General features: G+C 51.3%; 16 protein-coding genes, 1 tRNA gene and 2 rRNA genes. 12 read left to right on the forward strand and 7 right to left on the reverse strand.

Annotated elements, in window-relative coordinates; all coding sequences use genetic code 11:
* Positions 1-22: 22 nt before the first annotated feature.
* The 3 genes from mnmG to asnC form a co-directional block, all read right to left on the reverse strand.
* Positions 23-1,912, reverse strand: a complete 1,890-nt coding sequence (mnmG, locus tag KKH3_RS20090) for a tRNA uridine-5-carboxymethylaminomethyl(34) synthesis enzyme MnmG (protein WP_039363768.1) — start codon at positions 1,910-1,912, stop codon at positions 23-25.
* A gap of 390 nt (positions 1,913-2,302) precedes the next feature.
* Entirely contained in the window at positions 2,303-2,746 is a 444-nt protein-coding gene (gene mioC / locus KKH3_RS20095) for an FMN-binding protein MioC (RefSeq protein WP_039363773.1), read from the reverse strand.
* A gap of 89 nt (positions 2,747-2,835) precedes the next feature.
* Positions 2,836-3,297 (reverse strand): transcriptional regulator AsnC, encoded by a 462-nt coding sequence (gene asnC, locus KKH3_RS20100; RefSeq protein WP_039363775.1) that lies wholly within the window; start codon positions 3,295-3,297, stop codon positions 2,836-2,838.
* 152 nt (positions 3,298-3,449) lie between these two features.
* Between asnC and asnA the strand changes: the two genes are divergently transcribed.
* Positions 3,450-4,442: an aspartate--ammonia ligase gene (gene asnA / locus KKH3_RS20105; RefSeq protein ID WP_039363778.1), complete on the forward strand. Its 993-nt coding sequence runs from the start codon at positions 3,450-3,452 to the stop codon at positions 4,440-4,442.
* Here the strand turns inward: asnA and viaA are convergent.
* Positions 4,439-5,917, reverse strand: a complete 1,479-nt coding sequence (viaA, locus tag KKH3_RS20110; RefSeq protein WP_039363781.1) for an ATPase RavA stimulator ViaA — start codon at positions 5,915-5,917, stop codon at positions 4,439-4,441. The two genes, asnA and viaA, sit on opposite strands and share 4 nt — an antisense overlap.
* Before the next feature lie 5 nt (positions 5,918-5,922).
* Positions 5,923-7,422, reverse strand: coding sequence for an ATPase RavA (gene ravA / locus KKH3_RS20115; protein ID WP_039363784.1), 1,500 nt, complete (start codon positions 7,420-7,422; stop codon positions 5,923-5,925).
* Between the two features lie 531 nt (positions 7,423-7,953).
* Between ravA and kup the strand changes: the two genes are divergently transcribed.
* On the forward strand, positions 7,954-9,822 hold the full coding sequence (kup, locus tag KKH3_RS20120) for a low affinity potassium transporter Kup (protein WP_039363787.1): 1,869 nt from the start codon (positions 7,954-7,956) through the stop codon (positions 9,820-9,822).
* A 151-nt stretch (positions 9,823-9,973) separates the two neighbouring features.
* On the opposite strand, the gene qseC is transcribed toward kup, so the two are convergent.
* Both qseC and qseB read right to left on the reverse strand, forming a co-directional pair.
* The gene (qseC, locus tag KKH3_RS20125) at positions 9,974-11,323 is read right to left on the reverse strand and encodes a quorum sensing histidine kinase QseC (protein ID WP_039363790.1); all 1,350 of its coding nucleotides are present in this window, start codon (positions 11,321-11,323) and stop codon (positions 9,974-9,976) included.
* On the reverse strand, positions 11,320-11,982 hold the full coding sequence (gene qseB / locus KKH3_RS20130) for a quorum sensing response regulator transcription factor QseB (protein ID WP_039363793.1): 663 nt from the start codon (positions 11,980-11,982) through the stop codon (positions 11,320-11,322). The genes qseC and qseB overlap by 4 nt, the downstream gene beginning before the upstream one ends.
* Before the next feature lie 258 nt (positions 11,983-12,240).
* On the opposite strand from qseB, the gene KKH3_RS20135 reads away from it, so the two are divergent.
* From KKH3_RS20135 to KKH3_RS20180, 10 genes are all read left to right on the forward strand, one after another.
* A complete protein-coding gene (locus KKH3_RS20135; RefSeq protein ID WP_039363796.1) occupies positions 12,241-12,636 on the forward strand; it encodes a YgiW/YdeI family stress tolerance OB fold protein in 396 nt (131 codons plus the stop codon).
* 204 nt (positions 12,637-12,840) lie between these two features.
* Entirely contained in the window at positions 12,841-13,260 is a 420-nt protein-coding gene (rbsD, locus tag KKH3_RS20140) for a D-ribose pyranase (RefSeq protein WP_039363799.1), read from the forward strand.
* 7 nt (positions 13,261-13,267) lie between these two features.
* The gene (gene rbsA / locus KKH3_RS20145; RefSeq protein WP_039363802.1) at positions 13,268-14,773 is read left to right on the forward strand and encodes a ribose ABC transporter ATP-binding protein RbsA; all 1,506 of its coding nucleotides are present in this window, start codon (positions 13,268-13,270) and stop codon (positions 14,771-14,773) included.
* A 7-nt stretch (positions 14,774-14,780) separates the two neighbouring features.
* A complete protein-coding gene (rbsC, locus tag KKH3_RS20150; protein ID WP_039363804.1) occupies positions 14,781-15,749 on the forward strand; it encodes a ribose ABC transporter permease in 969 nt (322 codons plus the stop codon).
* A gap of 25 nt (positions 15,750-15,774) precedes the next feature.
* On the forward strand, positions 15,775-16,662 hold the full coding sequence (gene rbsB / locus KKH3_RS20155; RefSeq protein ID WP_005976509.1) for a ribose ABC transporter substrate-binding protein RbsB: 888 nt from the start codon (positions 15,775-15,777) through the stop codon (positions 16,660-16,662).
* 71 nt (positions 16,663-16,733) lie between these two features.
* Positions 16,734-17,660 (forward strand): ribokinase, encoded by a 927-nt coding sequence (gene rbsK / locus KKH3_RS20160; protein ID WP_039363807.1) that lies wholly within the window; start codon positions 16,734-16,736, stop codon positions 17,658-17,660.
* 3 nt (positions 17,661-17,663) lie between these two features.
* The gene (gene rbsR, locus KKH3_RS20165) at positions 17,664-18,659 is read left to right on the forward strand and encodes a ribose operon transcriptional repressor RbsR (protein ID WP_039363811.1); all 996 of its coding nucleotides are present in this window, start codon (positions 17,664-17,666) and stop codon (positions 18,657-18,659) included.
* 426 nt (positions 18,660-19,085) lie between these two features.
* Positions 19,086-20,623, forward strand: a 16S ribosomal RNA gene (locus KKH3_RS20170).
* A gap of 140 nt (positions 20,624-20,763) precedes the next feature.
* Positions 20,764-20,838, forward strand: a tRNA-Glu gene (locus tag KKH3_RS20175).
* A 227-nt stretch (positions 20,839-21,065) separates the two neighbouring features.
* Positions 21,066-23,967, forward strand: a 23S ribosomal RNA gene (locus KKH3_RS20180).
* The 16S and 23S rRNA genes sit together here with 1 tRNA gene alongside, the layout of an rRNA operon.
* The last annotated feature ends 110 nt before the right edge of the window (positions 23,968-24,077 follow it).

Genomic DNA, 24,077 nt, shown 5'->3' on the forward strand with positions numbered 1-24,077 from the left:
TAGGGGATAAGTTTACCGTAAATCAGGCGCTGCGGCGCAGCAGACCCTGTTTTTTAAGCCAGATCAGCAGAATGGAGATCGCCGCAGGCGTAATGCCAGAAATTCGTGAAGCCTGACCGATAGACGAAGGTTTATGATCGTTCAGCTTGGCAATAACCTCATTGGACAATCCACTCACCTGTTTGTAATCCAGATCGGCAGGCAGCAGTGCGTTTTCATTGCGCTGCTGTTTTTCAATTTCATCCTGCTGACGAGCAATATACCCTTCGTATTTGACCTGAATTTCAACCTGTTCAGCAGCCTGCTCGTCAGTTAATCCCGGGGCAAACAGCGGTAGTGCAGTAAGCTGAACGTAATCGACTTCTGGGCGACGCAACAGTTCTTCACCATTCGCTTCACGGGACAACGGCGTCTTCAGCAGTGAGTTAATTTGCTCTAACTGCTCAGATTGCGGGTGAACGTGAATGTCACGCAGGCGCTGGCGCTCTTTTTCAATGTTCTCAAGCTTCTCATTGAAACGCGCCCAGCGATGATCGTCGACCATTCCCAGCTCACGACCCATTTCCGTCAAACGCAGATCGGCGTTATCTTCGCGCAGCATCAGGCGATATTCAGCGCGCGACGTAAACATACGGTAGGGTTCTTTCGTACCCAGTGTACAGAGATCGTCAACCAGCACACCGAGATAGGCCTGATCGCGACGTGGTGACCAGCCTTCCTTATCGGCAGCTAATCGAGCCGCATTCAGCCCTGCCAGCATGCCCTGTGCTGCGGCTTCTTCATAACCCGTTGTCCCGTTGATCTGTCCCGCAAAGAACAGACCATGAATAAATTTGTTTTCCAGAGTAGGTTTCAGATCGCGAGGATCGAAGAAATCGTACTCAATCGCATAGCCAGGACGAACGATACGCGCATTTTCCATCCCTGCCATTGACCGAACAATCTGCCACTGGACATCAAATGGCAAACTGGTTGAGATCCCGTTAGGATAAATTTCGTTGCTGGTCAGACCTTCAGGTTCAAGAAAGATCTGATGCGTATTTCGATCGGCAAAGCGCATGACCTTGTCTTCGATCGATGGGCAATAGCGTGGGCCGATCCCTTCGATGATCCCGGCATACATTGGGCTGCGATCCAGATTATTACGGATCACATCATGGGTCTTCTCGTTGGTATGCGTGATGTAGCACGGCATTTGTGCTGGATGCTGGCTTGCATTACCCAGGAATGAGAAAACCGGCATCGGGTTGTCACCGTGCTGTTGGGCCAGCACGCTAAAATCGATAGTTCGGGCATCAATACGTGGCGGAGTACCGGTTTTCAGGCGGTTGACGCGCAGAGGCAGCTCACGCAGGCGACGCGCAAGTGGAATAGAAGGCGGATCGCCTGCACGTCCACCACTGTAGTTATCCAGCCCAATGTGAATTTTGCCGTCGAGGAAAGTGCCGACCGTTAATACAACAGCTTTCGCACGAAATTTTAGTCCCATCTGGGTAACGGCACCGACGACACGATCGTTTTCCACAATCAGATCGTCAACAGCCTGCTGGAAGATCATCAGGTTTGGCTGATTCTCCAGCGCGGTGCGAACAGCCTGACGATAGAGCACGCGATCCGCTTGTGCGCGCGTTGCTCTGACCGCAGGGCCTTTACTGCTGTTTAGTATCCTAAACTGTATACCTGCCTGATCGACGGCACGCGCCATCAACCCTCCCATGGCATCGATCTCTTTAACCAGATGGCCTTTTCCAATACCGCCAATCGCCGGGTTACAAGACATTTGTCCCAGCGTATCAATATTGTGTGTGAGTAAAAGCGTCTGTTGGCCCATTCGGGCAGAAGCCATCGCAGCTTCTGTTCCGGCATGACCGCCACCGATCACGATGACGTCAAATGGATCTGGATAAAACATGGTACTGCTCCTCGCATTATCGCGAATGATGAGTGGCGAACGATCGTTATTTGCCCTGGGGTGGGGATTCTACTCAACTTTGAGCCAACGACCAAGTCCGTTGGATCCTCGTTAATTAAAGAAAGATCTTTTTATTTAAAGATCTCTTTATTAGATCTCTTATTAGGATCGTCATGTTGTGTGGATAAGTGATTATTCATATTAAAGATCAAGAGAATGCCGTTGATCCTTACCTGTGAATGATCGGTGATCCTGGACAGTATAAGCTGGGATCTTTATGCGGGTTTATGCACAGGACAAAAAACATACTCGGGTTGTTATTGGGATAACTACGGCTTTTACACCTGAATTAAGCATAGTTATCCACATTCAACTGCCGAATATTTCATCTTATTTGAGTAAATTAACCCACGATCCTAGCCATTCTTCCGCTGGATCTTCTGGAATCTGATGCTGAGTGATGTCGATCTCGAGGACTTCACCGATCCGTTTAGCCCCTAATTGAGCCAGTACACGATCCGCTGTTTGGATCGCGCCACAGAACGTGTCGTATTCTTTACTCCCGATCCCCACCGCACCGAAACTCACCTGAGAAAGATCGGGCTTTTGCTGTTCCAACTGTTCAAACAGCGCTTTCAGGTTGTCAGGGAACTCCCCAGCACCGTGCGTAGAGGTCACCACCAGCCATATACCGCTTTCAGGCAGCGCATCAAGCGTAGGGCCATGCAGAATTTCAGTGGAAAAATCATCCTTCTCCAGCAGTTCGGCCAAATGTTCTGCAACATATTCGGCGCTGCCAAGGGTACTGCCACTGATCAAGGTAATGTCTGCCATAGCGATCCCATCTGATAAAAGACGGGACATTGTACGCTGTGATCTGGCTGGGATCTACCTGTGGATAATATGGGTATAGGAAAAAAGCATTATGGCGTGATCGTCCGCATGATGGGGTTTTGCAGCGAGATTAGCGTTTCAGTGGACTGAATTTCATCAATTGTTTGGATCTTGTTGATAAGCACATGTTGCAGTGCCTCGATCGAGCGACACATGACCTTAATAAAAATGCTGTAATGCCCGGTGGTGTAGTAGGCCTCAACCACTTCTTCCAGATTGTTCAGCTTCTCTAGCGCAGAGGGATAATCTTTGGCGCTTTTCAAAATGATGCCGATAAAACAGCATACGTCATAGCCTAGCTGCTTTGGATTCACATCCAGACGTGTGCCAACAATGATGCCTGCCTGCTTCATTTTTTCCACCCGAACGTGGATTGTACCTGGACTGACGGAAAACTGTTTTGCCAGTTCGGCATAAGGCGTGCGCGCATTTTCCATTAAGGCGGAAAGGATGCCGCGATCGAGATTATCGATCTGATAAATTTCTGCCACTTTGAGCTTCCTATTTTAACGAATAATGATTTTATACCGCTATAAAATGACGGATTAAAAGCACAAGTGCAATTTATCCATAAGATTATTGAATGACTGGCATTTTTTATTGCTTAATGAATAACTAAATATGATGAATAAGAGACGCGGCAATGAAAAAGCAGTACATCGAAAAACAACAGCAAATCAGCTTCGTTAAGTCTTTCTTCTCCAGTCAACTGGAGCAGCTTCTGGGATTGATTGAAGTCCAGGCACCGATTCTCAGCCGTATCGGCGATGGTACGCAGGACAATCTGTCCGGCACGGAAAAAGCGGTACAGGTTAAGGTTAAAGCTCTGCCGGATGCCACATTCGAAGTGGTGCACTCACTGGCGAAATGGAAACGTAAAACGCTGGGGGCGTATGATTTTAGCTTCGGCGAAGGTATCTACACCCACATGAAAGCCCTGCGCCCGGACGAAGATCGTCTGAGCCCGATCCACTCAGTTTATGTCGATCAGTGGGACTGGGAGCGCGTAATGGGGGATGGCGAGCGCAATGCCGAGTATCTGAAATCGACGGTGACGCGTATTTATCAAGGCATTAAAGCGACGGAAGCAGCGGTTCATCAGGCGTTTGGCATTCAGCCTTTCCTGCCGGAACAGATTCATTTTGTGCATACTGAAACCTTGCTCAAGCGCTATCCCGATCTGGATGCCAAAGGGCGTGAGCGAGCTATCGCTAAAGAACTGGGTGCGGTCTTCCTGATTGGGATTGGCGGTAAGCTGTCCAGCGGGGAATCCCACGATGTGCGTGCGCCGGATTATGATGACTGGACGACGCCAGGCGAGCAGGAATTAGCGGGCCTGAACGGCGATATCGTCGTGTGGAACCCGGTTCTGAACGATGCGTTTGAGATTTCATCAATGGGCATTCGCGTGGATGCAGAAGCGCTCACCCGCCAGCTGGCTCTGACGCAAGATGAAGAACGTCTGAAGCTGGAATGGCATCAGGCGCTGCTGCGCGGTGAAATGCCGCAAACGATCGGTGGAGGAATAGGTCAGTCTCGTCTGGTTATGCTGTTGTTGCAATTGTCACACATTGGTCAGGTTCAGTGCGGGGTGTGGCCACAGCCGCTACGTGAGTCGGTTTCTGGCTTGCTTTAATAAGCCTTGCCGTGCTGCCAGCGGCGCATTAAGCGGCTTTTTAACCCGGTATCAAAGCGCCAGATATGGTCAAAGATGTGCATGATGCCGGGTTTGCCATGATCGGACATCGCTACAGCATGGAAACGATGCTGTAGCTGCTTCTGACGGCTTTTCACCTTATTTACCACCTCATCCGGCAGCCGCTGGGCGATAAAATCCGAAATCACCACGGCGTCGGCATCATGCCAGAGTGCATCATCCATCTTATCCAACAATGCTGACAGACAGGCGCTCATATCCGTGCCGCCGCGGAAAGATTGGCTGAGAAAACGTATCGCCTGCTCTAATCCGTCCGCAGACGTGAGCTCATATTTCACCACGCCGGTAGAAAACAGCATGATATAGCAACGGCGATTGTCGGCGAGCGCGATGCGCATCAGTGCCAGACAGAAGGCTTTGGCACAGCGTTCATTAAAGCCGCCCATGGAGCCTGAGGTATCGACGCAGACGATAAACGGGCCACGCGGCTGCTGTTCGTTTTGCTGATGGACAACGGGGCGCTCGGTGATTTTCTCGCGCCAGCTCTCCCCTTGTAAGCGATAGGTCAGCAGTCGATGCTCTAGCAGGCGACGATAGAATTCATATTCCAATTCGCTAATGCCCAACGTGGCCAGCTCCGTCGGCATCAAACGTAAAATGTCATCGCTCTGATGCACGCCGCTCACCTGCTCGGGCACGGTGGCCGGTTCTCGTACTCTTACCCGGAAGGCTTCTTGTGGTGCCTCGTGCGTGAGGATGGATTTGGTCTCCCGGCTACGGCCTAAGCGTTCCGCCAGTTTTTGCAATGCAGGCTGGCGTTGCAAGAAAGCACCGAAATCCAGTAATGGACGAGGATCGGTGTGAATACGCTGCGCGGCGCTGAGATCCCAGAGCCGCCCGGCTGCGTTTTCATTTTCGGCCAGAATTGGTTCGAGTTTGCCGCTGAGGGTCAGTCGCTGTTGCAGTTCATCCAGCAAGGTTTCCCGTTCCTGATCCATCAATTGCTGGTGCAGTGAAACAGTTTGCAGTGTGAGGCTTAGCCGCCAGCGCTGAAGAAAGAGCGTGTGGAGCCCGCTGGTGATTTTCTGCCCTAAGGTTCTCTCTGGGGAAGTAATAAGCTGTGAGGCCTGCGTCAGAAACGGTGACTCTACGTTGCTCAGCGTATCCATAATCGCAGGCAGGCGCGTCTGAAACGTCTGGTTGTCGATAGATTGTGAACGCTGGTAGCAGCTAAATTCTTTTTCCAGTTCCGGCGGTACTTGCGTGGTGCGCAGGCGCTGTTTTAAGGTTTCTTTCCAGTGAGGAAGATCGTTGAGTAACGCCGATTTCAGGCTGGGATACTTTTCAAAGAAGAAAGCGAGCTGCGGCGTTGCCAACAGCGTGACGACGAGATCGTCCAGCAGTTCGTTTTCATCGATAGCTAGTAGCATTTCCAGTGATTCCAGCGTGATCATCGGCGTTAGTCCTGTTGCTCTGATTGCTGGATCTGCTCGGCAACCTGTTGCAGGCTGGCTTCTATTTTAGCTAGCCACTCGGTCGGGACGAACAGGCAAGGCTGATGTTGGCTGAACAAGCGGCGCTGTTCGCGCAACTGCATGTTCAGCTTTTCATATTCATCGGTAATATCGGCAGGCAGCGCACAGTCGCGCTTTTCCGGCAGAGAAAGAATGGAGGATTGCAGGCTGATATCGCGAACCGTCAGATGGTGGCGATCGTCCACCAGCAGATCGAGACGTTGAGTAAAGCCGATGCCATTGAGCTTGCCCCGGATTTCTCCTCCTTTTTGCAGCCAGCCTTGCAAAGCACTCTTCTCAATGATCAGGTGACTGACTTCAATATCGTGCAGGATCAGCGGGCGTTGCAGCACCAGATCCAGTGTTTCTGCGACGATCGTGTCAGGCAAGGTGTAATGGAATTTCCGGCCGAGGAAGTGCCCCTGTTTCTCTACCGAAAATGCCTGTAATTCGCTTTGTTCACGCTGGTATTGCTGACGTTTGGTGTTCGCCTGTTGCAGCCGGAACAGCAGACTTTTCTGCTGGTAAGCGTGCTCGGTAATCAGTAGCTCGAGTTGGTGTTCGATGAGCTTCAAGGTGCTTTGGTCGTGCCAGAGACAGTCTTTCAGTAGAATAATATCAACCGGCGTAATGGCGTCCCGACCGCAGAAAAATGCGCTGGCCTGAAGCAGGCGCAGGGCTTTTTTCCAGCGTCGATCGGAAATGTAAGGTGCCTGTTCCAGCGTATCGAGCTGCTGGCGCAGCGTGTAAATCAGCTCGAAGCACGATTCCGGCAGTGCGACGTGCTCGATATCCTTCTGCCACTGTCGGTACTCTTCATCGCTGACGCTGAGAGCAGGCGGCACGGGGTTATCGCGTTCGCTGCTGTTATTCACAAGCAGCGCACGGAAATTCTGTTTTTCCTGCACGCGATCGAGCCACAGACGAATGAGCATCCTGTCGTAGAGCGCTTCCAGGCCGCCATCCGCCTCCGGTAGTTCATTCGAGGCCGCGACCAGCAGGCGCATGGGGATCGTATCTTCGCTGTTGCCATTGCGGAAACGCCGTTCGTTAATGGCCGTCAGCAGGGTGTTCAAAATGGCGGGACCTGCTTTCCAGATTTCATCCAGAAACACGATTTCGGCTTCCGGCAGGTAACCTGCGGTCAGACGCTGATAGCGGCCTTCATCTTTTAAGGCCTGAATGGAAAGGGGGCCGAATACCTCTTCTGGGGTGGAAAAGCGGGTCATCAGGTACTCGAATGCGTTCGCATAACGAAAAGCGAATTTAAGACGTCGGGCGATCATACTTTTGGCTATACCTGGCGGCCCCAGCAAAAAAACACTTTCCCCGCTTAGCGCTGCCAGCAGACAGAGCCGGATAGTGTGCTGCCTTTCGTAGAGCCCGTGTTCTAGCGCATGGCTGAGGCGAGAAATTCTTTCAGCCAATGCCGCAGTTTGACGCATAATTAATCCGTTAGTCTCATGATGTGATGTACTGAAAGCGTTTATTTTTGAATTTGGTTGCTCTACTGAAAGTGGTGTCTCAGAAAAACCTTACTTTCAGAAAGACAATAGTAATAATAAACGGCAGATCACAGATTTTTATTAGAATACTTTTACGGATTATTCACCCTAACGGGGTAAGTAAGCAATAAACCACCTTTTACAGGATGTTTCGTATACACCCGTCATACTTCAAGCTGCAGGTGTGTTGGCTGCGTTCACTCACCCGAATAACTTACTTGAGTAAGCTCATCGGGATGAAATGAGAGACATCCTGTCTCTCACCGAAGGCCAGCCGCTGGCTGATCAAATTCGTTCCCGACGAATTTGTCCCTCGCTTGCCGCCTTCCTGCAACCCGAATTATTTAGGGGTAGAGGGTGACCGCACAATAAAAATGGGTTTTTACCCTGATTTGTGCATACTGTGCGCTTTTGGACGAGTTGCTGTGAATGACGCGCTTCGCGGACTGATTAACAACAGAAGATAGGTTTATGAGCTCAGAACATAAACGTTCGCTTCCGGCTGTTACGCTGGCGGCCATCGGGGTGGTTTATGGAGATATAGGAACCAGCCCTCTTTATACGTTAAGGGAATGTTTATCAGGGCAGTTTGGTTTTGGGGTCGAGCCTGACTCGGTCTTTGGCTTTCTTTCACTGATCTTTTGGCTATTGGTCCTCGTTGTTTCGCTGAAATATCTGACCTATGTGATGCGTGCCGATAACGCAGGCGAAGGCGGGATTCTGACGTTAATGTCGCTAGCCGGTCGCAATACTTCCGATCGCACGACGTCCGTTCTGGTCATCATGGGGTTGATTGGCGGCAGCTTCTTTTATGGGGAAGTGGTCATCACGCCAGCCATCTCAGTGATGTCGGCGATGGAAGGGTTGGAAATCGCCGCGCCGTCAATGGACAGCTATATCGTTCCGCTCTCGATTGTCGTCCTGACGTTACTATTTATCATTCAAAAACACGGTACGGGCAGCGTCGGCAAGCTGTTTGCACCCGTGATGCTGATTTGGTTTTTAACGCTTGGCGTGCTGGGCGCGCGCAGCATTATCGCTAATCCCGAAGTCTTACAGGCGTTGAACCCGATGTACGCTGTGCACTTCTTTATCGAGTATAAAGCGGTGTCATTCTTCGCGCTGGGGGCGGTGGTGCTAGCCATTACCGGGGTCGAGGCGCTGTATGCCGACATGGGGCACTTTGGTAAATTCCCCATTCGTCTTGCCTGGTTTACGGTGGTGTTGCCGTCGCTGGTATTAAATTACTTCGGCCAGGGCGCGTTGCTGTTAAAAGACCCGGAAGCCATCAAAAACCCGTTCTTCCTGCTGGCGCCTGATTGGGCGCTGATTCCACTGATGATATTGGCCACGTTGGCAACAATCATTGCCTCGCAGGCGGTGATTTCCGGCGTGTTCTCCCTGACCCGTCAGGCAGTGCGGCTGGGCTATTTACCGCCGATGCGTATCGTACACACGTCAGATATGGAATCCGGTCAGATTTATATTCCCGCCATTAACTGGATGCTCTATATCGCCGTTGTCATCGTGATTGTCAGCTTTGAGCATTCGAGCAATCTCGCTGCGGCTTACGGGATTGCGGTAACGGGTACGATGGTGATTACCAGTATTCTGTTCTGTACCGTGGCGGTGAAGAATTGGCTCTGGAATCGCTATCTGGCGTGGGTTTTGCTGGCAGGCCTGCTGATTATTGACGTGCCGATGTTTTTGGCGAACGTGGTCAAGATTCTGTCCGGTGGCTGGCTGCCGCTGGCGCTGGGTATGGTGATGTTTATCATCATGACCACATGGAAAAGCGAGCGCTTCAGGCTGCTGCGCCGGTTGCATGAGCATGGTAACTCGCTGGATGCCATGATTGCCTCGCTGGAGAAAACGCCGCCGACGCGTGTACCAGGGACCGCCGTGTATTTCTCGCGTGCGACGCGCGTGATCCCGTTCGCGCTGTTACATAACCTCAAACATAACAAGATCCTGCACGAGCGCGTGGTGCTGTTGACCATGCGAACAGAGGATGCGCCCTATGTGCTGAATGCCCGACGCGTGACGGTTGAACAGCTTTCGCCGACCTTTTGGCGAGTGATTGCCAACTATGGCTGGCGTGAGACGCCGGATGTAGAAGAGGTCTTTCAGCGCTGTTGGCAGGATGGGTTAACCTGCCAAATGATGGAAACGTCTTTCTTTATGTCCAACGAGTCGCTGATTATCGGTGAACGTCCGTGGTATCTGCGCTTGCGCGGTAAGCTATTCATGATGCTCAGCCGCAATGCGCTGCGGGCGGCGGATCAATTTGAAATACCGCCGAACCGGCTGATTGAGCTGGGGATACAGGTCGAGATTTAAGCGATCCCACTAAATTATCTATCGTTAACATACTGATAGCGATTCGTTGTTTGTTATTAGGGAAACACGGGGATGAGGTTCCCGCAGGGATACCTCGCCCCGTGGTCGACCGTGTATCTCGATCTTACCCCAACGTAACGTCTTACAACCGTTACCAATTCACCGACACAACCAGCCCGCCTTCGGGCTGGTTAGTGAACGTGACTCGCATGTGGTGTAGCGTGGCGATGTTGTTCACGATGGAAATCCCCAAACCGCTGCCGGATTTCTCCTGCCCTGGCGGGCGATAAAAGCGTTCGCCGATTCTTGCCAACGCTTCCTCGCTGATCCCCGGTCCGTTATCGACAACGTTGAAGCCGCGCTCTGTCAGCGCCAGGCTTACCGTTCCACCTTCATGGCTGTAGCGAATGGCGTTATCCAGCAGATTGCGCACCAGCAGGGTTAGCAGCAGCGGATGGCCTTGCCGGATAACCGGCGTATCCGGTAAATCCAGCGTCAGTTCGATCCCCTCAGTTTGCGCCGTGTGGTAATGCGCGATCACCGCCTGCTGCAATAAGTCATTAAATTGAACAGGCTGCATGCCTTCGGGGGAGGATTCGGCATCCAGCCGCGACAGCGTCAGGAGCTGATCCACCAGCCGTGTGGCTCGATCAATACCTTTGTCCAGATTGACGAGTGCATGGTGCAGCATAGCTTCATCGTCATGTGCGAGCTGCGCGACTTCGGTTTGAACCTTCAATGCTGCCAGCGGGCTACGCAGTTCGTGAGCGGCATCAGAGGTAAAACGACGTTCTCGGACCAGCATGTCGCTGATGCGGGAAAACAGGTGGTTCAGCGCGTTGACCAGCGGGCGGACTTCCTGTGGGACGTGCTGTGTCGCCAGCGGTGTACGTTCGTCCGGTGAACGCTGTTGAAGTTCGGCGGTAATGCGTTTTAGAGGCGAGAGTTCACGCGTTACCAGCCAGAACAGCAGCGCCAGCATGATCGGGAGCGCAAAAAACCAGGGCATCAGGTTGGTTTTTACAATATCCAGCGTCATGTCCTGACGGTATTCCCATTCCTGACCGACGGCGATCGCGTAGCGATTATCCGCTGTCGTTAGCCAAACGATGCGCCACGCGTCGTTGTCATCGCGCAATTTGCCGTCAGTGAAGCCGTTTCGCTGGTAATCAAAGATGAAATCTTTGCCGTTCTCACCATCGTTCAACACCATTTTTCCATCGCGGGTAAAAATGGCGAAGGCCAGCGCATCGTCTTCCTGTTTGCCTCGGTTCTTGTGTACCAGGCTCTTGGTTTTGGGTAGAGAGGCTGACTGGACTCGCAATTCATCGGGATTCATGGTGGCAAGACGTTTGGCAAACAGCATTTGCTGGGTATCAAATAGCTCGTTGATGTTATGACGCGTTTGATACCACGAAAGCAGACTGGCCACACCCCAGCAAATCAGCGTCAGCAGCGTAAAACCTGCAATCAGGCGTAAGCGCAGGCTGAGTTGGTTCATGGCGCATCTCCCAGAATGTAACCAACGCCATGCACGGTACGGATAAATCCACCCCCCAGCTTTTTGCGCAGGTGGTGGATATGTACTTCTACCGCATTGCTGGAGACGTCATCGTCCCACCCATAGAGCTTTTCTTCCAATTGCGCGCGCGTGAGCACGCGGTTCGGGTTGAGCAAAAACAGCTCCAGTAACGCCAGTTCGCGAGATTTGAGTATCAGTGGTTCGTTGTTAAGGGTGACGCTCCGCGATCCCGGCTCAAGGGAAACCGCACCGTGCGTTAATGTCGGTTGAAGTTGGCCGTGACGACGGCGAATCAGCGCCTGAAGGCGAGCGGCCACTTCTGTCAGCGCAAAAGGCTTACATAAATAATCATCTGCACCCTGCTGCAACCCTTCTACACGCTGTTCCAACGCATCGCGGGCGGTCAAAATCAGCACCGGTTCGTCATGTCCCGCCTGACGCCACTGGCGCAGGATATCCATGCCATCCATGCCCGGCAGGCTGAGATCGAGCACAACCGCATCATAAGGGGCGGCCTTCAATGCGGCTGCACCTGCTCTCCCTTCTGTAAACCAGTCAATATTAAATCCCAGTTTGATAAGCCCTGCTTTCAGGCCGTCACCAATCAGACGATCGTCTTCGATTAACAATATTCTCATGGCTGCCTCGCAGGATAGTTACCGTTGTCGCGTTTGCGCCTTTTTCGGTTTTATACGAAATCGAAGGGGGACGTGTACAGGGCAAATCGCTGAAATCGGGCGATTTAGGCAATATAAAAAAATAAAAATGCAGAAGCTGACTCCTTAAGATTCTGTTAAGAACGGTTTGTTTTAATCCTTCCCGAAGACCGATTACTCCCGCAGGTTGACTGCGAAATAGTTGACTGTGAAACGACAGGCAAAATAAGGAAGGTAAATATGAAAAAAGCAGCTGCGTTACTCGCCATTACCGCTCTGGTTTCCGCACCGGTATTTGCCGCACAAAGTGGCGGTGGTTTCGTCAACCCAGAAACGCCAGCGGTTGGCACACATAAAGGGGGATTCATTGATGCGCAGAGTTCCCTCACCACGGTTAATAAGGCTAAAGAACTGCGTGACGACAGTTGGGTTACGCTGAGCGGTAATATTGAAAAACGGATTGGTGATGAGAACTACCTGTTCCGCGATTCGACGGGCACGATGGAAGTCGAAATAGATCACAAGCGCTGGAATGGTCAGATGGTTTCACCCACCGATAAAGTGGAAATTCAGGGTGAACTGGATAAAGACTTCAACTCCGTTGAGTTGGATGTGAAGCAGATTCGTAAACTCTAAAGCACTCCCATCCACTCTCTGTTGGCGGGCCGTTGCCCGCCATTTCTCTATTTATCAATTTTCTATAACGACATCGTTTTATCTTTATTTTTTTGTTAGCGAAACGTTTCGATAGCGATCACATTTTTTTTATCTCTTCATTGCCTTTCTCTCTTCTTTTTCTAGAATGTCATCAGCGAAACGTTTCGCTGGTGGGGTGATAAGATGAAAAAAGCAGCATTATTGAATTCAGATATTTCTTCCGTGATTTCTCGACTGGGGCATACCGATAGCCTGGTTATTGGTGATGCCGGTTTACCTATTCCTGAAACAACGACCCGTATCGATCTGGCGTTGACGCATAACGTGCCGACGTTTTTACAGGTCGTTAGCGTTGTCACCAGCGAAATGCAGGTCGAGGCCGCTATTTTGGCGGAAGAGATTATTGAAAAGAACCCCGCAGTCCATGACGCATTACTCGAACAATTGAAGCAACTTGAACAACATCAGGGAAACTCAATTGCATTGCACTATGTCAGCCATGAAGAATTTAAAACCCAAAGCGGCAAAAGCCGAGCGATCATTCGCAGCGGAGAGTGTTCTCCGTATGCCAATGTCATCCTTTGTGCTGGCGTAACGTTCTGAGGCATCCATGCAACCTTTATTGCAACTGCAAGGCATCACGAAATCTTTTCCCGGCGTTAAAGCGCTGTCTGGTGCGGCACTCAACGTCTATCCGGGAAAAGTGATGGCGCTGGTGGGTGAAAATGGTGCGGGCAAGTCCACCATGATGAAAGTCCTGACCGGGATCTACCGTAAAGATGCGGGCAGCATCCATTTTCTGGGGCAGGAGGTGGATTTCAACGGGCCGAAAGCGTCTCAGGAAGCCGGTATCGGTATTATCCATCAGGAGCTTAACCTGATTCCTCAACTCACGATTGCCGAGAATATCTTCCTTGGTCGTGAATTTACCAACCGTTTCGGCCGTATCGACTGGAACAAGATGTATGCGGAAGCCGATAAGCTGCTGAAGCGCCTTAACCTACGCTACGACAGCCGCCGTATGGTCGGGGATTTATCGATTGGCGATCAGCAAATGGTAGAAATTGCCAAGGTGCTGAGCTTTGAATCGAAAGTCATCATCATGGATGAACCTACCGATGCGCTGACGGATACCGAAACCGCATCGCTTTTCAGCGTGATCAAAGAGCTGCAATCTCAGGGATGCGGCATTGTCTATATTTCCCACCGTCTGAAAGAAATCTTTGAAATCTGCGATGACATTACCGTTTTCCGCGATGGTCAGTTTATCGGTGAGCGTCCGGTCAGTGACTTACAGGAAGATACGCTGATTGAAATGATGGTGGGCCGTAAGCTTGAAGATCAGTACCCACGTTCGAGTAAAGTGCCGGGAGAGATCCGCCTTAAGGTGCAAAATCTGTCCGGGCCGGGCGTCGATAGCGTCAACTTTACGGTGCGAAAAGGCGAGATCCTGGGCGTCGCAGGACTGATGGGCGCGGGTCGTACCGAACTGATGAAGATTCTCTACGGTGCATTGCCGCGTACGGGCGGCAATGTGACGCTGGATGGCCGCGACGTCGTGACCCGTAAACCGCAGGATGGTTTGGCGAACGGCATTGTTTATATATCGGAAGATCGCAAACGCGATGGTCTGGTGCTGGGCATGTCGGTAAAAGAAAACATGTCGTTAACCGCACTGCGCTATTTCAGCCATGCGGGCGGTCGCCTGAAACACGCCGAAGAGCAACTGACGGTTGCCGATTTTATTCGTCTGTTCAACGTGAAAACACCTTCAATGGAGCAGCCTATCGGTCTGCTTTCCGGCGGTAATCAGCAGAAAGTGGCGATTGCCCGTGGCCTGATGACGCGCCCGAATGTCCTGATCCTTGATGAACCGACGCGTGGCGTCGATGTTGGGGCGAAGAAAGAAATTTATCAGTTAATCAATCAATTCAAAGAAGAAGGGCTGAGCATCATATTGGTGTCATCCGAAATGCCCGAAGTCTTGGGAATGAGCGATCGCATCATTGTGATGCATGAAGGGCGCTTGAGCGGTGATTTCCCTATTGAGCAAGCAACCCAGGAAGCACTGATGGCTGCGGCCGTTGGTAAGCAATACGGCGCAAAGCAGGAGTAAGTCAGACATGAGTTCTCAATCTATCGCGGCAAAACGCTGGTTCAGCAAAGAGTGGTTACTGGAGCAGAAATCGCTGATCGCGCTCCTGATCCTTATTGCGATTGTTTCCGCTATGAGTCCTAACTTTTTCACCCTGAACAATCTGTTCAATATCCTTCAGCAGACCTCGGTAAATGCCATCATGGCTGTGGGCATGACGCTGGTGATTCTGACCTCGGGCATTGATTTGTCGGTGGGTTCACTGCTGGCATTGACTGGTGCCGTAGCGGCTTCCATCGTCGGGCTTGAAGTCAATGCGCTGGTGGCGGTGTTTGGCGCATTGGCGCTGGGGGCGCTGATTGGTGCGGGTACGGGAGTCATTGTATCCAAAGGCAAAGTGCAGGCATTTATTGCTACGTTAGTCATGATGCTATTACTGCGCGGTGTGACGATGGTCTACACCAACGGTAGCCCGGTGAATACTGGCTTTTCCGATGTGGCAGATGCGTTTGGCTGGTTCGGTATCGGTCGTCCGCTGGGGATTCCGACGCCAATCTGGATCATGGCTATCGTGTTTGCGGCGGCCTGGTACATGCTGCACCATACGCGACTGGGACGCTATATCTATGCGCTGGGCGGCAATGAGTCTGCAACCCGTTTGTCCGGTATCAGCGTTGATAAAATCAAGATTATTGTCTATTCCCTGTGTGGGCTGCTGTCTGCTCTGGCGGGAATTATCGAAGTCGCACGTTTGTCCTCTGCACAGCCTACGGCGGGTACAGGGTATGAACTGGATGCTATCGCGGCTGTAGTATTGGGCGGCACCAGTCTGGCTGGAGGTAAAGGGCGTATCGTTGGCACGCTGATTGGCGCACTTATCCTTGGCTTCCTCAACAACGGACTGAATTTATTAGGTGTTTCTTCTTACTACCAAATGATCGTTAAAGCAGTCGTCATTTTGCTGGCGGTTCTGGTAGATAACAAAAGCAGTAAATAACCTTCATTCACACAGGAATTGAGTTATGAATATGAAAAAGCTGGCTACTCTGGTTTCCGCTGTTGCGCTAAGCGCGACTGTCAGTGCTAATGCCTTGGCCAAAGATACGGTTGCTCTGGTGGTTTCTACGCTGAATAACCCGTTCTTTGTTTCAATGAAAGAGGGTGCACAGAAAGAAGCCGACAAACTGGGTTACGAGCTGATTGTGCTGGATTCCCAGAATAACCCAGCAAAAGAACTGGCTAACGTTCAGGATTTGACGGTGCGTGGAACCAAAGTTCTGCTGATCAACCCGACCGATTCTGATGCGGTAGGTAATGCGATCAAAATGGCTAACCAAGCCAAGATCCCTGTTATTACGCTGGACCGCGTTGCCAGCAGTGGTGAAGTGGTGAGCCACGTTGCTTCTGATAACGCCTTCGGTGGTAAAGTTGCCGGTGACTTCATTGCCAAGAAATTGGGTGAAGGTGCCAAGGTGATTCAGTTGGAAGGGATCGCTGGAACGTCTGCCGCGCGTGAGCGTGGGGCGGGCTTCATGAAATCTGCTGAGAAAAATAAATTCGCTATGCTGGCCAGCCAACCGGCTGACTTCGACCGTACTAAAGGGCTGAACGTGATGCAAAACCTGCTGACCGCGCACCCTGACGTTCAGGCCGTATTTGCTCAGAATGATGAAATGGCATTGGGTGCACTGCGTGCACTGCAAACCGCAGGTAAAACAGATGTGCTGGTTGTGGGCTTTGACGGTACTCAGGATGGCGTGAAGGCCGTTGAGTCAGGCAAACTGGCTGCAACCGTTGCTCAGCGTCCTGATCAGATCGGTGTGATCGGTATCGAAACGGCTGCGAAAGTGCTGAAAGGTGAAAAAACGCAGGCCATCATTCCGGTTGACCTGAAGCTGGTAGCAAAATAATTAAAGAGTAAAGCAGGGCTCGCGCCACCCGTTTGTGGTGGCGCATTATTAACGTAGCGGGATTCGACATAATGAAAACGGGTAAGCTGGTGGTGCTGGGCAGTATTAATGCTGACCATATTCTCAATCTTGAGCAATTTCCCCGTCCGGGCGAAACGGTGATCGGTGAGCAATATAGCGTTGCTTTCGGTGGGAAAGGCGCTAATCAGGCCGTTGCCGCTGGCCGAAGCGGTGCAGACATCGCTTTTATTGCCTGCGTCGGAGAAGACGATATCGGTACCCGTATTTGCCAGCAGCTATCCAAGGATAATATTGATGTTTCCGCCGTTGAGGCTATCTCTGGGGAAACAACCGGCGTTGCGCTGATTTTTGTTAACGCCGATGCCGAGAATATGATCGCGATTAACGCAGGCGCGAATGCTGCGGTGTCGCTTGATTACCTTCATCGTCATCAGCAACACATTATTGATGCTTCTGCGTTGCTTATGCAGCTTGAGTCGCCGTTGGAAACGGTTATTGCAGCCGCTAAACTGGCGCATGAGCACCAAACGAAAGTGATTCTTAACCCCGCGCCTGCCCGTGAACTGCCCGACGAACTGCTATCGCTGGTCGATATGATCACGCCGAATGAAACTGAAGCACAGTTCCTGACGGGAATTACCGTTGAGACGGAAGACGATGCGGCTCGCGCAGCACAGGTTTTGCACGATAAAGGTATCGAAACGGTTCTCATCACATTGGGTAGCCGTGGCGTATGGTTAAGTGAAAACGGTCAGGGGATTCGTATTCCGGGATATCGCGTAAAAGCCGTGGATACTATCGCCGCTGGAGACACCTTTAATGGTGCGTTAGTGACTGCATTGCTGGAAAATAAACCCATGTCCTCCGCAGTAAAATTTGCCCATGCGGCAGCTGCGATAGCCGTTACTCGCCGAGGCGCTCAGCCCTCTGTCCCGTGGCGTGAAGAGATCGACGCATTTTTGCAAACCCAGGGGTGATCTTTGGCCACCATGAAAGATGTCGCCCGTCTTGCGGGCGTTTCTACTTCTACCGTATCTCACGTCATTAATAACAATCGCTTTGTCAGCGATACCATTCGCGAAAAAGTAATGAAGGCCGTTGAGGATCTCAACTATGCGCCGTCTGCGCTGGCCAGAAGTCTGAAAATAAACCAGACCCGCACCATCGGCATGTTACTCACTGCCAGTAATAACCCCTTTTATGCCGAAGTGGTTCGTGGCGTCGAGCGCTGTTGCTATGAGCGAGGCTACAGTCTGATTCTATGCAACACGGAAGGCGATCACGACAGAATGAGCCATAGTCTCGAAACGCTGCTGCAAAAGCGGGTCGACGGCGTACTGCTTATGTGCACCGAAAGTCATCGCCCTTTGCCTGAAATGATGAGCCGCTATCCTTCTATACCTATGGTCATGATGGATTGGGCACCCTTTGAAGGCGTTATGGATGTCATTAAAGATAACTCTCTACTCGGTGGAGAGATCGCGACCAATTACCTCATTGCTCGTGGTTATAAAAAGATAGCCTGCATTGCAGGTCCGAAAGATAAGACGACAGCCTATAACCGATTAGAAGGTTATCGACAGGCGATGCAGCTCGCTGGGCTATTCGTTCCCACGGATTATGAAATTTTCGGTGATTTTGAGTTTGAAGCGGGGTATCGAGCCATGCAGCAGTTATTAGCGCTGGAAGATAAGCCTGAAGCCGTGTTCACCGGTAACGATGCGATGGCCGTTGGCGTTTACCATGCGCTTTATCAGGCTGGACTTTCGATCCCCCAGGATATGGCGGTTATTGGTTACGATGATATTGAGCTGGCTCGCTATATGTCTCCACCTCTTACTACTGTGCACCAACCGAAGGATGAACTTGGCGAACTGGCGGTTGATACACTTTTGCATCGTTTAGAACACCCTAATACCGAGCCGAATGTGTTAGTGCTGACGCCGGAACTAATGGTACGTCAGTCTGTACGGTGAGTTTTTCGCCCAATTAGCGGTGAAAAATCCGGCATAACGCTGTCTTTTAATTCGCTTTGCTGAAAAAATCCTCACTCGATAATTATTTTGCATTTAGCACTTGTCAGCCGCCGAGAAGTCCCTATAATGCGCCTCCACTGACACGGCAACAGCGACACGCAGTTGTGGTGACAGGAAAAAGATTTACGAAAGCAGTCAGTAATGACTTGACTTTAAAGCGGATTAGCATAGTATATGCAGCCCGCGCCACCGATGAAGTGGCACTGCTCTTTAACAATATAATCAGACAATCTGTGTGGGCACTCACAAGACCGTATCTTAACGATATAAAAAGTCTTGAAGAGTGAACAACAGTAAATTCATTACGAATAAACAGTTTTAATTCTTTGAGCATCGCTGACGAGTTCAGCAAATCAAACAAATCTTAAATTGAAGAGTTTGATCATGGCTCAGATTGAACGCTGGCGGCAGGCCTAACACATGCAAGTCGAGCGGTAGCACAGGAGAGCTTGCTCTCTGGGGCTGACGAGCGGCGGACGGGTGAGTAATGTCTGGGAAACTGCCTGATGGCGGGGGATAACTACTGGAAACGGTAGCTAATACCGCATAATGTCTTCGGACCAAAGAGGGGGACCTTCGGGCCTCTTGCCATCAGATGTGCCCAGATGGGATTAGCTAGTAGGTGAGGTAATGGCTCACCTAGGCGACGATCCCTAGCTGGTCTGAGAGGATGACCAGCCACACTGGAACTGAGACACGGTCCAGACTCCTACGGGAGGCAGCAGTGGGGAATATTGCACAATGGGCGCAAGCCTGATGCAGCCATGCCGCGTGTGTGAAGAAGGCCTTCGGGTTGTAAAGCACTTTCAGCGGGGAGGAAGGCGGTGAGGTTAATAACCTCATCGATTGACGTTACCCGCAGAAGAAGCACCGGCTAACTCCGTGCCAGCAGCCGCGGTAATACGGAGGGTGCAAGCGTTAATCGGAATGACTGGGCGTAAAGCGCACGCAGGCGGTCTGTTAAGTTGGATGTGAAATCCCGGGCTTAACCTGGGAACTGCATTCAAAACTGACAGGCTAGAGTCTTGTAGAGGGGGTAGAATTCCAGGTGTAGCGGTGAAATGCGTAGAGATCTGGAGGAATACCGGTGGCGAAGGCGGCCCCTGGACAAAGACTGACGCTCAGGTGCGAAAGCGTGGGGAGCAAACAGGATTAGATACCCTGGTAGTCCACGCTGTAAACGATGTCGATTTGGAGGTTGTGCCCTTGAGGTGTGGCTTCCGGAGCTAACGCGTTAAATCGACCGCCTGGGGAGTACGGCCGCAAGGTTAAAACTCAAAATGATTGACGGGGGCCCGCACAAGCGGTGGAGCATGTGGTTTAATTCGATGCAACGCGAAGAACCTTACCTACTCTTGACATCCACAGAATTCGGTAGAGATACCTTAGTGCCTTCGGGAACTGTGAGACAGGTGCTGCATGGCTGTCGTCAGCTCGTGTTGTGAAATGTTGGGTTAAGTCCCGCAACGAGCGCAACCCTTATCCTTTGTTGCCAGCGATTCGGTCGGGAACTCAAAGGAGACTGCCGGTGATAAACCGGAGGAAGGTGGGGATGACGTCAAGTCATCATGGCCCTTACGAGTAGGGCTACACACGTGCTACAATGGCGTATACAAAGAGAAGCGACCTCGCGAGAGCAAGCGGACCTCATAAAGTACGTCGTAGTCCGGATTGGAGTCTGCAACTCGACTCCATGAAGTCGGAATCGCTAGTAATCGTAGATCAGAATGCTACGGTGAATACGTTCCCGGCCTTGTACACACCGCCCGTCACACCATGGGAGTGGGTTGCAAAAGAAGTAGGTAGCTTAACCTTCGGGGGCGCTTACCACTTTGTGATTCATGACTGGGGTGAAGTCGTAACAAGGTAACCGTAGGGGAACCTGCGGTTGGATCACCTCCTTACCAAGAAGATGTGTGTTGAGTGAAGTGCTCACACAGATTGTCTGATGAAAATACTGAGCAAGCGCACCTGTTGATGCGATGAGTGTAAACTCATGCTGACGCGATAGTGCCGGATTTCTGATTCGGTACGGATTTTTCGTGTCCCCATCGTCTAGAGCCTAGGACACTGCCCTTTCACGGCTGTAACAGGGGTTCGAATCCCCTTGGGGACGCCAATCCGATAATGAGTGAAAGACATTATCATGAATATCTTAAAGATGATTCTTCGGAGTCATGTTTACGATATTGCTCTTTAACAATCTGGAACAAGCTGAAAATTGAAACATGACAGCTGAACATACTGACACACAGTAATGTGGTGTGAGTGATGCGTCAGTCTGTCAATGAGTCTCTCAAATAATCGCAGCGCGATAGTGTCTTTCAAGACACCTTCGGGTTGTGAGGTTAAGCGACTAAGCGTACACGGTGGATGCCTAGGCAGTCAGAGGCGATGAAGGGCGTGCTAATCTGCGATAAGCGTCGGTAAGCTGATATGAAGCGTTATACCCGACGATACCCGAATGGGGAAACCCAGTGTGTTTCGACACACTATCATGACATGAATCCATAGTGTCATGAGGCGAACCGGGGGAACTGAAACATCTCAGTACCCCGAGGAAAAGAAATCAACCGAGATTCCCCCAGTAGCGGCGAGCGAACGGGGAGGAGCCCAGAACCTGAATCAGTTTGTGTGTTAGTGGAAGCGTCTGGAAAGTCGCACAGTAAAGGGTGATAGTCCCGTACACAAAAATGCACAGGCTGTGAGTTCGATGAGTAGGGCGGGACACGTGACATCCTGTCTGAATATGGGGGGACCATCCTCCAAGGCTAAATACTCCTGACTGACCGATAGTGAACCAGTACCGTGAGGAAGGCGAAAAGAACCCCGGCGAGGGGAGTGAAATAGAACCTGAAACCGTGTACGTACAAGCAGTGGGAGCCTACTTGTTAGGTGACTGCGTACCTTTTGTATAATGGGTCAGCGACTTATATTCTGTAGCAAGGTTAACCGTTTAGGGGAGCCACAGGGAAACCGAGTCTTAACTGGGCGTTAAGTTGCAGGTATAGACCCGAAACCGGTGATCTAGCCATGGGCAGGTTGAAGGTTGGGTAACACTAACTGGAGGACCGAACCGACTAATGTTGAAAAATTAGCGGATGACTTGTGGCTGGGGGTGAAAGGCCAATCAAACCGGGAGATAGCTGGTTCTCCCCGAAAGCTATTTAGGTAGCGCCTCGTGAACTCATCTTCGGGGGTAGAGCACTGTTTCGGCTAGGGGTCATCCGACTTACCAACCCGATGCAAACTACGAATACCGAAGAATGTTATCACGGGAGACACACGGCGGGTGCTAACGTTCGTCGTGAAGAGGGAAACAACCCAGACCGCCAGCTAAGGTCCCAAAGTCATGGTTAAGTGGGAAACGATGTGGGAAGGCATAGACAGCCAGGATGTTGGCTTAGAAGCAGCCATCATTTAAAGAAAGCGTAATAGCTCACTGGTCGAGTCGGCCTGCGCGGAAGATGTAACGGGGCTAAACCATGCACCGAAGCTGCGGCAGCGACACTTAGGTGTTGTTGGGTAGGGGAGCGTTCTGTAAGCCGTCGAAGGTGGTCTGTGAGGGCTGCTGGAGGTATCAGAAGTGCGAATGCTGACATAAGTAACGATAATGCGGGTGAAAAACCCGCACGCCGGAAGACCAAGGGTTCCTGTCCAACGTTAATCGGGGCAGGGTGAGTCGACCCCTAAGGCGAGGCTGAAAAGCGTAGTCGATGGGAAACAGGTTAATATTCCTGTACTCGGTGTTACTGCGAAGGGGGGACGGAGAAAGCTAGGTTATCCGGGCGACGGTTGTCCCGGTTTAAGCGTGAAGGTGGATGACTTTGGTAAATCCGGGTCATTGTTAACACTGAGGCGTGATGACGAGTCACTACGGTGATGAAGTAACCAATGCTACGCTTCCAGGAAAAGCCTCTAAGCTCCAGGTAACATCAAATCGTACCCCAAACCGACACAGGTGGTCAGGTAGAGAATACTCAGGCGCTTGAGAGAACTCGGGTGAAGGAACTAGGCAAAATGGTGCCGTAACTTCGGGAGAAGGCACGCTGGTGTGTAGGTGAAGTCCCTTGCGGATGGAGCTGAAACCAGTCGAAGATACCAGCTGGCTGCAACTGTTTAATAAAAACACAGCACTGTGCAAACACGAAAGTGGACGTATACGGTGTGACGCCTGCCCGGTGCCGGAAGGTTAATTGATGGGGTCAGCCGCAAGGCGAAGCTCTTGATCGAAGCCCCGGTAAACGGCGGCCGTAACTATAACGGTCCTAAGGTAGCGAAATTCCTTGTCGGGTAAGTTCCGACCTGCACGAATGGCGTAATGATGGCCAGGCTGTCTCCACCCGAGACTCAGTGAAATTGAACTCGCTGTGAAGATGCAGTGTACCCGCGGCAAGACGGAAAGACCCCGTGAACCTTTACTATAGCTTGACACTGAACCTTGAGCCTTGATGTGTAGGATAGGTGGGAGGCTTTGAAGTGTGGACGCCAGTCTGCATGGAGCCAACCTTGAAATACCACCCTTTAATGTTTGATGTTCTAACGTGGACCCGTAATCCGGGTTGCGGACAGTGTCTGGTGGGTAGTTTGACTGGGGCGGTCTCCTCCCAAAGCGTAACGGAGGAGCACGAAGGTTAGCTAATCCTGGTCGGACATCAGGAGGTTAGTGCAAAGGCATAAGCTAGCTTGACTGCGAGAGTGACAGCTCGAGCAGGTGCGAAAGCAGGTCTTAGTGATCCGGTGGTTCTGAATGGAAGGGCCATCGCTCAACGGATAAAAGGTACTCCGGGGATAACAGGCTGATACCGCCCAAGAGTTCATATCGACGGCGGTGTTTGGCACCTCGATGTCGGCTCATCACATCCTGGGGCTGAAGTAGGTCCCAAGGGTATGGCTGTTCGCCATTTAAAGTGGTACGCGAGCTGGGTTTAGAACGTCGTGAGACAGTTCGGTCCCTATCTGCCGTGGGCGTTGGAAGATTGAGAGGGGTTGCTCCTAGTACGAGAGGACCGGAGTGAACGCACCACTGGTGTACGGGTTGTGATGCCAATTGCATTGCCCGGTAGCTAAGTGCGGAAGAGATAACCGCTGAAAGCATCTAAGCGGGAAACTTGCCTCGAGATGAGTCTTCCCTGGACACTTGATGTCCCTGAAGGGCCGTTGAAGACGACGACGTAGATAGGCTGGGTGTGTAAGCGTAGCGATACGTTGAGCTGACCAGTACTAATGACCCGAGAGGCTTAACCTTACAACACCGAAGGTGTTTTGTGAGTGACTCATAAAAAACGATACTCAGCTTGTTCTAGGATTGGTTCTGGTGGTTATGTGACACAAAAAAGTGAGACATGACGGTTGGAA

Source organism: Pectobacterium actinidiae (assembly GCF_000803315.1).
Taxonomy (GTDB): Bacteria; Pseudomonadota; Gammaproteobacteria; order Enterobacterales; family Enterobacteriaceae; genus Pectobacterium; species Pectobacterium actinidiae.

What these genes read in the sequence shown, in the direction of transcription:
- mnmG (WP_039363768.1), bottom strand. Translation starts at nt 1,912, where the DNA reads ATGTTTTATCCAGATCCATTTGACGTCATCGTGATCGGTGGCGGTCAT.
- mioC (WP_039363773.1), bottom strand. Translation starts at nt 2,746, where the DNA reads ATGGCAGACATTACCTTGATCAGTGGCAGTACCCTTGGCAGCGCCGAA.
- asnA (WP_039363778.1), top strand. Translation starts at nt 3,450, where the DNA reads ATGAAAAAGCAGTACATCGAAAAACAACAGCAAATCAGCTTCGTTAAG.
- viaA (WP_039363781.1), bottom strand. Translation starts at nt 5,917, where the DNA reads ATGATCACGCTGGAATCACTGGAAATGCTACTAGCTATCGATGAAAAC.
- ravA (WP_039363784.1), bottom strand. Translation starts at nt 7,422, where the DNA reads ATGCGTCAAACTGCGGCATTGGCTGAAAGAATTTCTCGCCTCAGCCAT.
- kup (WP_039363787.1), top strand. Translation starts at nt 7,954, where the DNA reads ATGAGCTCAGAACATAAACGTTCGCTTCCGGCTGTTACGCTGGCGGCC.
- qseC (WP_039363790.1), bottom strand. Translation starts at nt 11,323, where the DNA reads ATGAACCAACTCAGCCTGCGCTTACGCCTGATTGCAGGTTTTACGCTG.
- qseB (WP_039363793.1), bottom strand. Translation starts at nt 11,982, where the DNA reads ATGAGAATATTGTTAATCGAAGACGATCGTCTGATTGGTGACGGCCTG.
- KKH3_RS20135 (WP_039363796.1), top strand. Translation starts at nt 12,241, where the DNA reads ATGAAAAAAGCAGCTGCGTTACTCGCCATTACCGCTCTGGTTTCCGCA.
- rbsD (WP_039363799.1), top strand. Translation starts at nt 12,841, where the DNA reads ATGAAAAAAGCAGCATTATTGAATTCAGATATTTCTTCCGTGATTTCT.
- rbsA (WP_039363802.1), top strand. Translation starts at nt 13,268, where the DNA reads ATGCAACCTTTATTGCAACTGCAAGGCATCACGAAATCTTTTCCCGGC.
- rbsC (WP_039363804.1), top strand. Translation starts at nt 14,781, where the DNA reads ATGAGTTCTCAATCTATCGCGGCAAAACGCTGGTTCAGCAAAGAGTGG.
- rbsB (WP_005976509.1), top strand. Translation starts at nt 15,775, where the DNA reads ATGAATATGAAAAAGCTGGCTACTCTGGTTTCCGCTGTTGCGCTAAGC.
- rbsK (WP_039363807.1), top strand. Translation starts at nt 16,734, where the DNA reads ATGAAAACGGGTAAGCTGGTGGTGCTGGGCAGTATTAATGCTGACCAT.